This window comes from Variovorax sp. HW608 (assembly GCF_900090195.1).
Classification (GTDB): Bacteria; Pseudomonadota; Gammaproteobacteria; order Burkholderiales; family Burkholderiaceae_C; genus Variovorax.
Genome location: NZ_LT607803.1, coordinates 5,355,917 through 5,370,160, shown reverse-complemented (window position 1 = coordinate 5,370,160; position 14,244 = coordinate 5,355,917). Strand labels below are relative to the sequence as shown.

Below are 14,244 nucleotides of genomic sequence, written 5' to 3'. Positions count from 1 at the left end.
CTGTTCAGCCGCGGCGCTGGATCATCTTCCACCCGTTGCCCGACGGGTCGCGAAAGCCGGCATCCACGGTGCCATAGCGCTCCACCGGTTCTTGGGTGAATTCCACACCCTCGGCCGCCATCCGGTCGTAGGCGGCGCGGCAATCGTCCACGGCGAGCACGAGCGGCGGCATCGCGCCCTTGGCCACGATCTCGCGCACGGCCTGCGCGGTGGCCGCATCGAGCACCGGCGGCCCGGGGACGTACAGACCGAGCTGGAACGATGGCTGGTCCGGGTGCTGCACCGTGAGCCAGCGATAGTCGCCGTTGCGCACGTCGGTGTGGACGCGAAACCCGAGCTTCTCCACATAGAAGGCAAGCGCTTCGTCCTGATCGCGCACGTACAAACCGACCGTTTCGATGCCTTGTGTCATGAATGCTCCTGTTGAACGGTTTCGTTTGTACCGTCCAGGGCCTGCCGCCGCTTCTCCGAAACTGCGGTCTTGAGCTCGGGCCGGTGCGCGGCACTGACGATGCAGGCGGGCACCCGGCCGAGTTCATGGGTCGCCGCTCGGGCGCGCGTGCGCACCGCGCTCGGACTTTCGCCGGTGATGTCGCGGAAGGTGCGCCCGAAGGTGCCCAGGCTCGACCAGCCCGTCGTGAAAGCGATGTCGGTGATGGAGAGGTCCGTATCGCGCAGCAGCGCCGTGGCCCGCTCGATGCGCCGCGTGAGCAGGTAGCGATGCGGCGGGGTGCCGAAAGCCTGCTTGAACGATCGCGCAAAGTGCGCCTCGGAAACGCCGCTCACCTCTGCAAGCCGCCCGACGGGCCATTCCTCGTGCGAGGCGGCATCCATCCGGTCCTTGGCGCGCAGCAGTCGACGCAGCAGCGCGGGGTCCTGGCTTGCGGGGGTGGCATTGGGACTGTTCATTTCGAAGCGATGCTAAGCACAATCCGGCATGACGAATCCTTCGCTCCCGAAAGCCATCGCGCCCGCGGAACTCACCGATGCCCTGCGAAGCTCAGGCGCGATCGAGCGGCAACGGGTCATCGATGTGGCGGTGGAGACATCGTTCGCGACCGTGCTTTCGCACATCTTTCGCTTGCGGCTCACCTATGACCAGCCCCCTGCGAAGGCGCCCTCCACGCTCATCCTGAAAGCCGGCCTCGCGGACCGCCCCGGTGGACCCTGGTTCGGCGGCCGGCAGGAAGTGACCTTCTATCGCGAGCGACCGGCAGGCACTGCGCGACGACTAGCGGCTGTCGGTCCTCTGGCTGATCGCGAACCCGGTCTGGCAGCACGCGAACGGCATCCCGCCGGTGATCTGGTGGAACAACTTCGAGCGCATTCACCAGGCCGTGGACGACCTCGGATGTCGTGATCTCCTGGCCTAGGAACAAGATCGGAAATACCACTTGCGGAGCACCGCGAACTAGTTATAAAAAAGAACCTTGTGCGCATTCCTCCAGTACAACGAACAGGAGACGTGGAATGAACCTCAAGGATCGACTTCCGGCGCCGCTTGCACTGCTCCTCCTGGGAGCGACGGCCTACAGCCATGCGGCGACGCCCATCGCGTGCAACGCCCTGCTCAACCAGAGCATCGAAGGCGCGACCATCACGAGCGCCGTGCTCAACCTGGCGACGGCGACGCTGCCCGAGCACTGCGAGGTGCTCGGCACCATCGGCCAGCACACCGGGGCCGACGGGCAGTCCTACGCGGTGAAGTTCCATCTGCGCATGCCCACGTCCTGGAGCGAACGCTTCTACTACCAGGGCGGCGGCGGACTGGACGGCAGCGTCGGCGCCGCCAATGCGGCGCAGATCAATCAGGGCTATGCCGTGGTCTCCACGGACAGCGGGCACGACGCGGCGGCCAACATCTCCGCGGTCGCCGGCAATGCCGAGTTCGGATTCGACCCGCAGGCGCGCCTCGACTACGGCTACGACGGGCCCGCCCGCGTCGCGCAGGCCGCCAAGGCGATCACGCGCACCTACTACGGCCAGAAGATCAGGTACGCCTACTTCGAAGGCTGCTCGGAAGGCGGACGCGAGGGCCTGATGTTCTCGCAGCGCTACCCCGACATCTTCGACGGCGTCATCGCCGGCAACCCCGGCATGGACCTGCCCAAGGCCGCGGTCGCCGAGGCTTGGGACACGCAGGCCTTCGCCGGCGCCGCGCGTTCGCTCACGCCCTTCGGCTTTCCCGATCTCGCGACCTCGTTCACCTCGGCGGAGCTGAGCGCGATCGGCGACGCGATCTTGAAGGAATGCGACGCGAAGGACGGCCTCGTCGACGGCATCATCGCCAACCCCCAGGCCTGCCGCTTCGATCCGCGCACGCTCGGTCCGCAGGGCTCCGGGCTGCTGTCCGCCAGCCAGGTCACGGCGCTGAAGAGCGTGTTCGACGGCGCCAGGGATTCGAAGGGCCGTGCGCTGTACGCCGGCTGGTTCTGGGATCCGGGCATCGCCGCACCCGGCTGGCGCGTCTGGAAGATCGGGCCGCTCTTCCCCGCCCCGGGCAACACCTCGCTCAACACGACGCTCGGCGGCTCGGCCTTGCCCTTCGTCTTCACCACGCCGCCCAATTCGCAGACCGCCGGCCGGCCGGGATACCCGGGCACGGTCATCACGACCGCCGGGCCGGCGCCGAGCCTGCCGGGGCTCAACGACGCCTTCATGCCGTGGCTGCTCAGCTTCAACATGGACGTGGATGCGCCGAAGATCCATGCGCGCGGCGGCATCTTTTCGCAGTCGGCGATGGACTTCATGGGCACCAGCTCGACCGACTACCGGCGCTTTCGCGCCGGCGGCAGCAAGCTCATCGTCTACAGCGGCCAGGCCGATCCGGTGTTCTCGTCGAAATACCACATCGGCTGGTACCGTGACCTCGTCGACCGCTTCGGCGGCCTGCGCGACACGCAGCAGTTCGCTCGCCTGTTCGTGGTGCCGGGCATGAACCATTGCGGCGGCGGCTACGCCACTTCGCAGTTCGACGCCTTCGGCGCACTCGTCAAATGGGTCGAGCAGGGACAGGGGCCGTCGGCCCTCATCGGCACCGCACCGGCCGATACGCCCTGGCCCGGGCGCACGCGGCCGATCTGCGCCTATCCGAGCCAGGCGCGCTACGTCGGGCAGGGCAGCATCGAGGACGCCGCCAATTTCGTCTGCGTCGCCGTGCGCGACGACGACAATGACCACCCGCAGGACGGCAACGACCCCGGACACGGGAATGATGACAACAACCACCCATGACAACTGAACGCACGGAGGCATGACGACCCATTCGAAAGCCCGTCCGAAATCGCGTCCTTCGGGAGCCCACGATCGCGACATGCCCCCGGCGAAACAGGACGAGCCGGTCCCCATCGAACGGGGCGGCGCGTTGGAGGTGCTGCTCGTCTTTTTGAAACTCGGCCTGACGTCTTTCGGCGGGCCGGTTGCCCATCTGGGCTATTTCCGGGCCGAGATCGTGGAGCGCCGGCGCTGGCTCGATGAAAAGAGCTACTCGGACCTGGTGGCGCTGTGCCAGTTCCTTCCCGGACCGGCCAGCAGCCAGGTCGGATTGGCGATCGGGCTCACGCGCGCCGGCTGGCTCGGGGCACTGGCCGCCTGGTGCGGCTTCACGCTGCCGTCCGCAATCGCCCTGATCGTGTTCGCTTACGGCATCGGGCATTGGGGAGCCCTCGCAGACAGCGGCGCGGTACACGGCCTGAAGGTCGCCGCCGTCGCCGTGGTGGCGCAAGCGGTGTGGGGCATGGCCAGGAACCTGTGTCCGGACCGCACGCGCGCCGCCATGGCGATCGTCGCGGCGCTTGCGGTCCTGGTGCTGCCGACCTCGCTGTCGCAGGTCATCGCCATCGCGGTCGCGGGCCTGGTCGGCTGGTTGATGCTCGAGCTGCCGCACCAGCGGCCGGTGGCGCATCGGAGCTACGGCGTATCGAGGACCGCGGGTGCCGTCGCCTTGACGGTGTTCTTCGGTTTGCTGGTCAGTCTGCCGCTCATTGCAGCGACAACCGAATCGTTGGTGTGGACGATCGTCGAGGGCTTCTATCGCGCAGGTGCGCTCGTGTTCGGCGGTGGCCATGTGGTCCTGCCCTTGTTGCAGGCGACTGTCGTTCCGGCAGGGGTCGTCACGAACGAGCAGTTCCTGGCCGGCTATGGTGCTGCGCAGGCCGTGCCCGGCCCCTTGTTCACCTTCGCGGCCTACCTGGGCGCCGTGATGCGCGGGCCGCTTTCCGGCTGGACGGGTGGGCTCGCGCTGCTGGTCGTGATCTTCGTCCCTGCATTCCTGCTCGTGGTCGGGGCACTGCCTTTCTGGGATGCCTTGCGGCAGCGCGGCGCGGTGCAGTCGGCGATGGCCGGTGTGAACGCGGCGGTGGTCGGGATCCTGCTCGCAGCCTTGTACAACCCCGTGTGGACCAGCGCGATCCACACGCGGGCGGACTTCGCCACCGCGCTGGCGGCGTTCGCCCTGCTCGTCTACGGCCGCGTGTCGCCCCTCCTCGTGGTGCTGCTGGCAGCGGCTGCCGGCTGGGCTTTCCTTGGTTGAGCCAGGCGGTGCGTCAAGGCACCGCACCAAACAGCGCACCGACCCCCGCCGTCACTGCCATCGCCAATGTGCCCCACAGGGTCACGCGCATGGCGCTCCTGGCCACCGGCGTGCCACCGATGGTGGCGGCGATGGCGCCGAGCAAGGCCAGGAAGAACGCGGCGCTGACGACGGTCCATTGCAGCAATGAATGCTGCGGCGCCAGCGCGACGACGGTGAGTGGCATGGCCGCCCCCGCGGCGAAGCTGACGGCGGAGGCCATCGCCGCTTGCAGCGGGCGGGCACTGAGTGTCTCCGAAATGCCCAGCTCGTCACGCGCATGCGCACCCAGCGCGTCATGCGCCATCAATTGGGTGGCGACCTGATCGGCGAGTTCGTGTCGGAGACCACGGCGCACGTAGATCGCGGTCAGTTCCCGACGCTCTGCCTCGCCGTCCGTCGCCAGCTCGTGGCGCTCGCGCTCCAGGTCGGCCTTCTCGGTATCCGCCTGGGAGTAGACCGAGACGAATTCCCCTGCGGCCATCGACATCGCGCCTGCCACCAGACCGGCCACCGCGGTGGTCATGATGTTGGCGTGGCTCGCCTGCGCCGCCGCGACACCCGCGACCAGGCTGGCGGTGGAAATGATGCCGTCATTGGCGCCGAGCACGGCGGCACGCAGCCAGCCGATGTGTTCTGTGCGGTGTCGCTCGGAATGTGCGCGGTAGTGGAGTGGCTTCATCGGGCTTCGTTGCTCGTCCGGTTCTAATGTCGGGCTCAATTCTGAACGGTACCTGTTGATTGCCGCCCCCAAGGGCCCACGCCTTCTCAAGGAGTTGCCATGAAATTGATGCCCAGACGGTCCGCGCGCGCTCGGACCACGCCGGCAGCCGCGACCGGCGCGCACGCGATCGGGTTCGCCGCATTGGCCTCGGTCGCGCTGGGCGCCGTTGCCGTCGGTGCCTTGGCCATCGGCGCCCTGTCGATCGGTCGGCTCGTGGCGGGCCGGGTTCGAATCCGGCGATTGGAGATCGACGAACTGGTGGTTCGCCGCATTCGTGTCACTGAAGAGCTCACGACGCCGTCAACGCCGGACCCCGGCAGCGTCATCGAAACGTCGACAAGTCCGGCACGAAAGGAGTTCGATCGTGTTCACAACTGAAATTCATTTGCCCGAGCTCGCCTTGCTGGCCGGGACCCGCGGCGCCCTGGGCGCGGGCGTGGGCCTGCTGATTTCCGACAAGCTCAGTGAAGAGCAACGAAAGAGCATCGGGTGGACGCTGGTGGCCGTCGGCGTGCTGACCACCATTCCGATCGCGGCCCTGCTCTTCGGTCGCCGCCGAAGAAGCGACGCCTGAAGCAGAGAGAGAGAGCGCGCGGCTCGGCCATCGCCGCCCTACCCAACCGGGCAGTAGCGGCCCCCCTTGTGGCTTCACACAATGAAGCCATCTAAGGAGCTCCCATGGCCGATACGACGATTTCGTCCCTCGAACAACTGTCCGCCGCCATGGCGGACGCGGTGGCCGCCGCCTCGCGCGGCGTGGTCGCGGTGCATGCCGCACGCTCGCGCGCCAGCGGCTTCGTCTGGCGCGACGGGCTCATCGTCACCTCCGAGGAGGCGCTGCCCGACGAAGGCGACGTGGCCGTGCTGCTGCCGGACGGCGGCAAGCTGCCCGCGAGCATCGTCGGGCGCGATGCCGCCACCGACGTCGCGCTGCTGCGCGTCGAGGGCGCCGCGCCCTCCCCGATCGCCTTCGATGCCGCGCCGGTGCGCGCCGGCTCGATCGCGCTCGCGGTGGGCTCGCAGGCCGGAACGGCGGTCGCGGCGGCGGGCGTGGTTTCGCTGGTGGGCCCGGCGTGGCGCAGCCTGCGCGGCGGCGACATCGACCTGCGGATCGAACTCGACCTCGTGATGCGGCGCAGCGTCGAAGGCGCTCTGGCGCTCGATGCGGGCGGCCGTGCGATCGGCATGGCCGTGTTCGGGCCGCGTGGGCGCGTGCTCGTGATTCCGGGCACCACGGTCGAGCGCGTGGCCTCGCAGCTCGCCGCGCATGGCCGCGTGCCGCGCGGCTACCTCGGTGTCGCGCTGCAGCCGGTGAAGGTGGAACCCGACGGCATCGGCGCGATGGTGATGGGCATCGACCGCGACGGTCCCGGCGCCAAGGCCGGCGTGCGGCAAGGCGACGTGATCCTCGCGTGGAACGGCGAGCCGGTGCGCAGCGTGCACATGCTGTTGCGCTCGCTCGGGCCGGCGAGCGTGGGCACGGCCGTGACGCTCTCGCTGCGGCGCGCGGGCGAGCCGCTCGAACTGCCGATCGCCGTCGGAGAAAGGCCCGTCGATTGAGCACCTCGCGCGTCGCGGAACCGATCGTGGTCGCGATCGACATCGACGACACCGAGCTGTCGGAGCGCCTGCTCGCCTCGCTCGCTCATGCACCCGGCCTGCGCGTCGCGCAGCAGGGCGAACCTGCGGACGTGGCGCTGGTGGCGGCGACCGAGTCCACGCCCGCATCCGACAACAACGACGGGGCGCTGACGCCGCGCGAGCTCGAAGTGCTGGCGCTGATGGCCGAAGGCGCATCGAACAAGTCGATCGCGCGGCGGCTCGGCATCTCGGTGCACACGGCCAAGTTCCATGTCGGCTCGCTGCTCGACAAGCTCGACGCGACCGGCCGCACGGACGCGGTCGCGCAGGCGGTGCGGCAGGGCGTCATTCATCTGTGAGACGGACATGTTCGACGACGACAACTCCCCTTCATCGAGCATCGAAGGCGGCGCACCGGAGCTGGATCAGGGCGCGCTGATCGATGCCTATTCCCACGCGGTCGCGACGGTGGCCGACAGCGTCGGGCCGGCGGTGGTGCGCGTGCAGAGCGGCACCGCAGGCCGGCGCGGCGGATTGGGCTCGGGCGTGGTGATTGCCAACGATGGGCTGGTGCTGACCAACAGCCACGTGGTCGCCGGTGCGCGCCGCGTGCGCGTGGGCAGCACCGAAGCCGGCGACCACGAGGCCGAGGTGATCGGCGACGACCCGGCGACCGATCTCGCGCTGCTGCGCGTGGAGCTGCCGCGCGGCGCCGCCACCGCGACGCTGGGCGACTCGAAGATGCTCAAGCGCGGCCACCTGGTGGTGGGCATCGGCAATCCGCTGGGCTTCGAATCGACGATCACCGCCGGCATCGTGTCGGCGCTCGGCCGCTCCCTGCGCTCGCAGAGCGGGCATCTGATCGACGACGTGATCCAGACCGACGTGGCGCTGAATCCCGGCAACTCGGGCGGCGCGCTGGTGGCGGCCTCGGGTCAGGTGGTGGGCATCAACACCGCGATGATCGCGGGCGCGCAGGGCCTGGCCTTCGCGGTGTCGAGCAACACGGCGGGTTTCGTGATCGGCGAATTCATCGCGCATGGCCGCGTGCGGCGCGCGCACCTCGGCATCGCGGCGCAGACGGTGCCGCTGCCGCGCCGCGTGGCGCTGGCGATCCACTCGGGCGCCAACGCGGTGCGCATCGGCGAAGTGCAGCCCGGCAGCGCGGCCGAGCAGGCGGGCCTGCGCGTGGGAGACATCCTCGTGGCGCTGGACGACATGGTGGTCGCGGGCGCGGACGACCTGCTGCGCCTGCTGAGCGCGGACCGCATCGGCCGCAGCGTCGAGGTATCGGTGCTGCGCGACGGGCGGCTCATCACGCGATCGGTGACGGCGCAGGAGCGGCCGCCGATCGCTGCGGCGCGGCGCTAGGCGATCGCCTCCCGCGAGGTCGATCGCGCCGCGCCGTTCCGGCGCGCCACAGCGGACCATTGCCAAGCTCGCGCAGTGCAGTAGGATGGCCCCACCATGTCCGACATCGGCCTGACTCATGTCGCGCTTCCTGTGCACTCGCTGGTGGCCAGCGTCGCCTTCTATGCGAAGTACGCAGGCATGCAAGTCGTCCATTCGCGTCCAGGGGTGGCCTGGGTCAGTGACCGCACGAGGCCGTTCGCCATCGTCCTGATCGAGACCTCGAACGAGATCAAACCGCTGTTGCCGATGGCGCACCTCGGCGTCGGCGTGCGGTCCCGGGAAGAGGTGGATCGGCTCTGCCAGCTTGCGCGAGAGGATCGGTGTCTGGCGCGAGAACCCGAAGATTCAGGTCCGCCGGTCGGCTATTGGGCGCTGATGCGGGACCCGGACGGCCACACGCTCGAGCTTGCCCATGGTCAGGAACTGGGCTTGGCCGTCGAAGACGCGGCCTGACCCTTCCGACGGACTCGCCGCCTAGTGGAAGTCCCGGCTCCTGCTGCTCTCTGCCAGCCTGCCGAGCAGCGGCGTCAGGTCCTTGAACCCCGTCGCCACGAGATGCTGCACGTTCCCGCCGCTGTCCGTGTCGCGCTGCCAGGTGCCCTGCACGGCCAGCAAGGTGGACTTGAGCACCGCCTCGCGCCAGGCCTCGAGCATGTGGCTCCACACGATCACGTTGACGTTGCCGGTCTCGTCCTCGAGCGTGACGAAGATGGTGCCCTTGGCCGTCTGCGGGCGTTGCCGGCCCTTGACGATGCCGCAGGCGCGCACGGTCCGGCCGTCGGGGAGCAGGCGCAACTGCTCGGCGCTCATCAGGTTCATGCGCGCCAACCGGGGGCGCAGCAGCGCGAGCGGATGGCGGCGCAGCGTGAGGCCGAGCGAGGCGTAGTCGCCGACGATCTCCTCGCCCTCGGGCGCGGCGGGTAGCTGCAAGGCGGGCTCGTTGATCGGCACGCCGCGCAGCAAGGCCGGTGCGCGGCGCTGCGCGGTCGCGTCCCACACCTGCTGGCGACGGTGGCCGGAGAGCGACATCAGCGCATCGGCAGCGGCCAGCGCGCCCATGTCCTTGCCGTCGAGCTCGGCACGCAATGCAAGGTCCTCGGTGCTGCCGAAAGGCGCCTGCGCGCGCGCGGCGAGAAGGCGTTTCGCGCCGGCTTCGCTGAGACCGGACACGCGGCGCAGGCCCAGCCGCACCGACGGCTGGCCCGCGTTGCCGAGGCGATCGGCATAGCGCGCATCGGTGCCGGGCGGCATCTGCGGCGCATCCGCTGCGCGGGCCTCGATGCTGCTGTCGTACTCGCTCATGCCCACATCGACCGGCCGCACCTCGACGCCATGGCGCCGCGCGTCCTGCACCAGCTGCGAAGGGCTGTAGAAGCCCATCGGCTGGGCATCGAGCAGCGCGGCCAGGAAGCACGCGGGCTCGTAGTGCTTGAGCCAGCTGCTCACGGTGACCAGCAGCGCGAAGCTCGCGGCATGGCTTTCCGGAAAGCCGTAGTCGCCGAAGCCCATCACCTGCTTGAAGATCGATTCCGCGAAGGCCGGCTTGTAGCCCTTGCCGACCATGCCGTTCACGAGCTTGTCGTGGAACTTGCCGAGCCCGCCCTTGCGCTTCCACGCAGCCATGGCACGGCGCAGCTGGTCGGCCTCGTCGGCGCTGAAGCCGGCGGCGATCATCGCGATCTGCATCACCTGCTCCTGGAAGATCGGCACGCCCAGCGTGCGTTCCAGCGCGGGGCGCAGTTCGTCCTTCTCGTAGCTGATGGCCTGCCCCTTGCGCAGGCGCTCGCGCTGCTTGAGGTAGGGGTGCACCATGCCGCCCTGGATCGGCCCGGGCCGCACGATGGCGACCTCGATCACGAGGTCTTCGTAGCAGCGCGGTTTCAGGCGCGGCAGCATCGACATCTGCGCCCGGCTCTCGATCTGGAACACGCCGATGGTGTCGGCGTCGCAGATCATGTCGAACACCTGCTGGTCGTCGCTCCGGATGTGGTGCATCTCCACCGCGGTGCCGCGCCAGCGGTTCACGAGTTCGAGCCCACGCCGGATCGCGCTGAGCATGCCGAGCGCGAGCACGTCGACCTTGAGCATGCCCATGGCTTCGAGGTCGTCCTTTTCCCACTGGATGACGGAGCGGTCCTTCATGGAGGCCTTCTCGACCGGTACGAGCCGCGTGAGCTTCGTGTGGGTGAGCACGAAGCCGCCGACGTGCTGGCTCAAATGGCGCGGAAAGCCGCGGAGCTGATGCGTGAGATCGATCCACTGGCGCAGCTTGAGCTCGTCCTCCTGCACGTTCACGCGCAGGGCGGCGGTGCGCAACTGTTCGCCGAGCACGGCATCGTCGAACCAGTAGTGGTCCTTCGCGAATTCGTCGACCAGCCGCGCATCGATGCCGAGCGCCTTGCCCACGTCGCGCAGCGCACTGCGGGCGCGGTAGCAGATGACGACCGCGGCAATGGCGGCGCGCTCGCGGCCGTACTTCTCGTAGATGTACTGGATGACCTCTTCGCGCCGCTGGTGCTCGAAGTCGACGTCGATGTCGGGCGGCTCGTGGCGATGGCGGCTCAGGAAGCGCTCGAACAGCAGGTGGCCCGTGTCGGGGTTGATCGCGGTGATGCCGAGGCAGAAGCACACCGCCGAGTTGGCCGACGAGCCGCGGCCCTGGCAGAGGATCTTCTGCGAACGGGCGAAGCGAACGATGTCCTCGACGGTGAGAAAGAACATCTCGTACTTCATCTCGATGATCAGCGCGAGCTCGCGCTCCAGCTGGTCGGAGACTTTCTGCGGAATGCCGTCGGGATATTTGCCGCGCGCGCCTCCCCAGGTCTTGCGCGCGAGCGTCTCGGCCGGCGTCTCGTTGCTGCCCACGCTTTCGAGCGGGTACTTGTAGTTCTCGCGGATCACCTCGGGGTCGAAGCGGCAGCGCTCGGCCACGCGCAGCGTGTTGGCGAGCATCTCGCCGGTGTAGAGGCTGGCGAGATGCATGCGCAGGCGCAGGTGGCGCTCGGCGTTGGATTGCAGCGCGAAGCCGCATTCGGCCACGGTGCGGCCTTCGCGCACGGCGGTGAGCACGTCCTGCAGCGGCTTGCGTGCACGCGAATGCATGTGCACGTCACCGGCCGCGACGAGCGGCACGCCGGCCTGCTCGCCCGCCTCGACCAGCGTGACGAACCAGAGGTCGTCATCGAGCTCGTTGGGCATCTCGACGGCGAGCCAGAGGTTGTCGCCATGGAGCGCTTTCGCGGCGCACAGGTCTTCGTGCAGCGTGGCGCGATCGACCGCGCCGCCGGGCCGGCGGTCGGGCACGAAGAGGATCTGGCAGTGCGTGAGCGAAGCGACGTCGCTCCCGTCCCAGCTCACGCGGTAGTCGCCCTTGGGCAGCTCGGTGGTGCGCGCGGCGGTGATGAATTCGCAGAGATTGCCCCAGCCCTCGGTGTCGTTCGCGATGACCACGAGCCGGAAGCACTCGAAGCGGAACTCGCTGCCGAAGAGCAGGCGGAAATCCGGGTTGCGCGGGATCGGCGCTTCCTCGGGGTGCTCCTTCTCGTAGGCATCGAGCTTGGCCGGCAGTTCGCGCAGGCCGACGTGCGCGCGCACCACGCCGGCCACCGAGCATTCGTCGGTGATCGCGAGCGCCGCATAGCCGAGCTGGTAGGCGCGCTCCACCATTTCCTCGGGCGTGGATGCGCCGCGCTGGAAGCTGAAGTTGCTGAGGCAGTGCAGCTCCGCGTAATCGGGCAGGCCCGGCACGGACGGCTGCCGTTGCTGCTGCGGCAGCGCATGCACCCCGGCGAGCACGAGGGAGCGCTGCTTCTTGTCGCTGAGCTCAGGCATAGAGGCCTTGCAGGTACCAGCGCACTTCGGCGTCGGCGAAGCGGGTCGGCACGCGCTCGCGATAGATCCACACGAGGCCGGCCTCGGGGCTTTCGGCGACGTAGTAGTCGCGCACGGCCGGGCGGCCGCCATCCTGCGCCCCGCCCCACCAGCCGGCTTCGACGCGCTGCGGTCCGATCAGCTTGCGCAGCGGGCCGCGGTAGCAGGGGCGCTCGCCGTCCATGTCGAGGCGCTGCGGTCGAGACAGCAGCCACGTGGGGTAGATCGCGTCAGGCTGGGACGGCGCGGTGGCTGCGCGCTCCTTCTTTTTCTCTTTCTTCTCCCGCGGCCGATTTCCCGACAAGGCAGGCTGCCACGCCTGCATGCGCTCGGCGCGGTGATCGGCATGCGGCACGGGCACCAGCACCTGCTGCGGTCCGAGCCGTGCGCTGAGCCGCTCGACCATTTCATGCAGCTTGTCGCCCTTGCGGTTGTCCTCGGGCAGGAAGCTGGTGCTGACACCGGCCCACGGATCGGTTTCGAGGGAACGCAGCCGCAGCCAGCTCGCGGGCGCGGCGAGCGTGGTGAGCGCGAGTTTCTCGGCCAGGAGGCGGCGCAGGTGCGCCATGTCCTGCGTCGGCTCGGCGGTGCGCACGGTGATGTGCTGGTGGGGCGGCAGGTCGACGCCGTTGAAGCGCTTGAGGTCGAGCGTCCACTGCAGCTCGAGCGCGCGTGCGCCGCGCTGGCGTGCGCGCAGCCAGATCGAAAGCGCCGCCAGCAGGCGATTGGCCGACCACATGAGCTCATGGGCGTTCTCGGCCAGCGCGGGCAGTTCCAGCTTCTGCTCGAACACGTCGGGCAGTTCGAGCCAGACATGGGTTTCGGGGCGCTGCCCCCAGGCGACGTCGAGCGCCTCGCGCAGCGCCGCGCCGAAACGCCGCGAGAGCCCGCCGCGCGGCAAGGCGGCCACGTCGCCCCAGGTGCGGCAGCCGAGGCGCGCGAGCAGGTCGAGGTGCTCGCGCGCGGCGCTGAGCGTGTCGAGCGGCAGGCCGGCGGGCATGTCGTCGGGCCGGCGCTCGCCGCGCACGAAGAGCCGCAGGCGCGCGAGCGCCTCCAGGCTGGTGGCCCCCTGCGCGCCCAGGAGGCGCGTGTCGGGCGCGGGGTTGCTGCCGGAGAGCTGGCGCATGAGGCCGAGGCGCCCGCCCCAGAGCCGCTCGCAGGCGGCGACTTCGAGCATCAGGGCTTCGTCCTGCCAAACGACATGCGGCGTGAACTGCAGCGCCCACCAGCTCAAGGCTTCGGGGGGCGGCAGGGGCGTGTCGGGCGCATCAGGTTCAGGCAACCACTGCAATGCGATCCAGTGCATTCCGCCCTTCTTTCTTCCACGCGTCGATGCGGACCACGGTGGCTGAATCGACCGCTTCCGGCACCGACGTGCCCTGCTGCAGGCGCAGCTTGCGGCGCACCCGCGCGGCGGCGAGCAAGGCGCTCATGCGCTCGCTGCGCGCCGGCGCCATCACCGGCGTCGCGAGCGGCGGGCCGCGGCGCTTGAGGATGTGGAGCGCCACCTGCCCCGCATCGGCCGCGCTGCTGCGCACGATGTGCAGCCGCAGCCGCGCGGGCGAAGCCGACTGCGCCACCGTCTCGGGCCGGCAGACGAAAAGCAGCGCCTCGTGCTGCGCCGCCGCGAGCTGCAGCCGCCGCAGCTCGCCGACCCGCGCCTGCGGCAGCCAGGCCAGCACCGCGCCCACGTCGGCGCAGCGCAGGGCCTGCTCGCAAGCCCACAGGCGCGCGGCCGGCGCATCGCTGCGGACCCACATCAGCGACTCGGGCGCGAGCCCGTGCGCAGCCAGCGAAGCGCCGAAGGGCTCGCAGGGCGCGCCGATGAGCACCACCGGCCCGCCGCGCGCCTGCACCGCCTGCACGAGGCCGGGCAGCAGCAGCGGCCAGATCGGGTCCTGCGGCGCGGTCTGCAGCAGCTCCGTCATCGCACCGACCGGCCAGCCGCCGCCCGGCAGCTCGGCATCGAGCGCCGCATGGCCGGTGCCGATGACCTGCGCGTCGGCGCTGCCGAGCTCGTCGGCATGCCAGACGCCATGGCGGGCGGCAGCGGAAAAGGAGTCGAGGAAAGGCAGGCCCATGATGC

General features: G+C 69.5%; 15 protein-coding genes. 9 read left to right on the top strand and 6 right to left on the bottom strand.

The window, feature by feature from the left end; genetic code table 11:
• Nucleotides 1-4 precede the first annotated feature (4 nt).
• The gene (locus VAR608DRAFT_RS25470; protein ID WP_088956605.1) at nucleotides 5-412 is read right to left on the bottom strand and encodes a VOC family protein; all 408 of its coding nucleotides are present in this window, start codon (nucleotides 410-412) and stop codon (nucleotides 5-7) included.
• Entirely contained in the window at nucleotides 409-909 is a 501-nt protein-coding gene (locus VAR608DRAFT_RS25465; protein WP_088956604.1) for a helix-turn-helix domain-containing protein, read from the bottom strand. Before VAR608DRAFT_RS25465 ends, VAR608DRAFT_RS25470 begins: the two co-directional genes overlap by 4 nt.
• A gap of 28 nt (nucleotides 910-937) precedes the next feature.
• Between VAR608DRAFT_RS25465 and VAR608DRAFT_RS37245 the strand changes: the two genes are divergently transcribed.
• The 3 genes from VAR608DRAFT_RS37245 (at nucleotide 938) to chrA (ending at nucleotide 4,531) form a co-directional block, all read left to right on the top strand.
• Complete coding sequence (locus VAR608DRAFT_RS37245; protein WP_157731117.1) at nucleotides 938-1,360, top strand: hypothetical protein; 423 nt, start codon at nucleotides 938-940, stop codon at nucleotides 1,358-1,360.
• A 110-nt stretch (nucleotides 1,361-1,470) separates the two neighbouring features.
• The gene (locus tag VAR608DRAFT_RS25460) at nucleotides 1,471-3,234 is read left to right on the top strand and encodes a tannase/feruloyl esterase family alpha/beta hydrolase (protein WP_088956603.1); all 1,764 of its coding nucleotides are present in this window, start codon (nucleotides 1,471-1,473) and stop codon (nucleotides 3,232-3,234) included.
• A 79-nt stretch (nucleotides 3,235-3,313) separates the two neighbouring features.
• Nucleotides 3,314-4,531 carry a chromate efflux transporter gene (gene chrA, locus VAR608DRAFT_RS25455; protein ID WP_088956602.1) on the top strand — a complete coding sequence of 406 codons (1,218 nt, stop codon included), beginning with the start codon at nucleotides 3,314-3,316 and terminating at the stop codon, nucleotides 4,529-4,531.
• Nucleotides 4,532-4,544: 13 nt separating this feature from the next.
• Here the strand turns inward: chrA and VAR608DRAFT_RS25450 are convergent, their stop codons facing one another.
• Nucleotides 4,545-5,252 carry a VIT1/CCC1 transporter family protein gene (locus VAR608DRAFT_RS25450; RefSeq protein ID WP_088956601.1) on the bottom strand — a complete coding sequence of 236 codons (708 nt, stop codon included), beginning with the start codon at nucleotides 5,250-5,252 and terminating at the stop codon, nucleotides 4,545-4,547.
• 99 nt (nucleotides 5,253-5,351) lie between these two features.
• Between VAR608DRAFT_RS25450 and VAR608DRAFT_RS37675 the strand changes: the two genes are divergently transcribed.
• The 6 genes from VAR608DRAFT_RS37675 to VAR608DRAFT_RS25420 all read left to right on the top strand — a co-directional run bounded on the left by VAR608DRAFT_RS37675 (nucleotide 5,352) and on the right by VAR608DRAFT_RS25420 (nucleotide 8,741).
• Nucleotides 5,352-5,672: a hypothetical protein gene (locus VAR608DRAFT_RS37675; protein WP_197700410.1), complete on the top strand. Its 321-nt coding sequence runs from the start codon at nucleotides 5,352-5,354 to the stop codon at nucleotides 5,670-5,672.
• On the top strand, nucleotides 5,659-5,868 hold the full coding sequence (locus tag VAR608DRAFT_RS25440; RefSeq protein WP_088956600.1) for a hypothetical protein: 210 nt from the start codon (nucleotides 5,659-5,661) through the stop codon (nucleotides 5,866-5,868). Before VAR608DRAFT_RS37675 ends, VAR608DRAFT_RS25440 begins: the two co-directional genes overlap by 14 nt.
• A gap of 104 nt (nucleotides 5,869-5,972) precedes the next feature.
• Nucleotides 5,973-6,854 carry a S1C family serine protease gene (locus VAR608DRAFT_RS25435; RefSeq protein ID WP_088956599.1) on the top strand — a complete coding sequence of 294 codons (882 nt, stop codon included), beginning with the start codon at nucleotides 5,973-5,975 and terminating at the stop codon, nucleotides 6,852-6,854.
• Nucleotides 6,851-7,234, top strand: coding sequence for a response regulator transcription factor (locus VAR608DRAFT_RS38120; RefSeq protein ID WP_088956598.1), 384 nt, complete (start codon nucleotides 6,851-6,853; stop codon nucleotides 7,232-7,234). Before VAR608DRAFT_RS25435 ends, VAR608DRAFT_RS38120 begins: the two co-directional genes overlap by 4 nt.
• A 7-nt stretch (nucleotides 7,235-7,241) precedes the next feature.
• Nucleotides 7,242-8,246: a S1C family serine protease gene (locus VAR608DRAFT_RS25425; RefSeq protein WP_088956597.1), complete on the top strand. Its 1,005-nt coding sequence runs from the start codon at nucleotides 7,242-7,244 to the stop codon at nucleotides 8,244-8,246.
• A gap of 96 nt (nucleotides 8,247-8,342) precedes the next feature.
• Nucleotides 8,343-8,741 (top strand): VOC family protein, encoded by a 399-nt coding sequence (locus VAR608DRAFT_RS25420; RefSeq protein WP_088956596.1) that lies wholly within the window; start codon nucleotides 8,343-8,345, stop codon nucleotides 8,739-8,741.
• A 21-nt stretch (nucleotides 8,742-8,762) separates the two neighbouring features.
• Here VAR608DRAFT_RS25420 and VAR608DRAFT_RS25415 read toward each other — a convergent pair whose 3' ends face one another.
• Genes VAR608DRAFT_RS25415 through imuA form a run of 3 tightly spaced genes read right to left on the bottom strand, consistent with a single transcriptional unit; the run spans nucleotide 8,763 to nucleotide 14,239 of the window.
• On the bottom strand, nucleotides 8,763-12,119 hold the full coding sequence (locus VAR608DRAFT_RS25415) for an error-prone DNA polymerase (protein ID WP_088956595.1): 3,357 nt from the start codon (nucleotides 12,117-12,119) through the stop codon (nucleotides 8,763-8,765).
• Nucleotides 12,112-13,464, bottom strand: coding sequence for a Y-family DNA polymerase (locus VAR608DRAFT_RS25410; RefSeq protein WP_088956594.1), 1,353 nt, complete (start codon nucleotides 13,462-13,464; stop codon nucleotides 12,112-12,114). The genes VAR608DRAFT_RS25415 and VAR608DRAFT_RS25410 overlap by 8 nt, the downstream gene beginning before the upstream one ends.
• The gene (gene imuA / locus VAR608DRAFT_RS25405) at nucleotides 13,433-14,239 is read right to left on the bottom strand and encodes a translesion DNA synthesis-associated protein ImuA (RefSeq protein WP_088956593.1); all 807 of its coding nucleotides are present in this window, start codon (nucleotides 14,237-14,239) and stop codon (nucleotides 13,433-13,435) included. Before imuA ends, VAR608DRAFT_RS25410 begins: the two co-directional genes overlap by 32 nt.
• Nucleotides 14,240-14,244 lie beyond the last annotated feature (5 nt).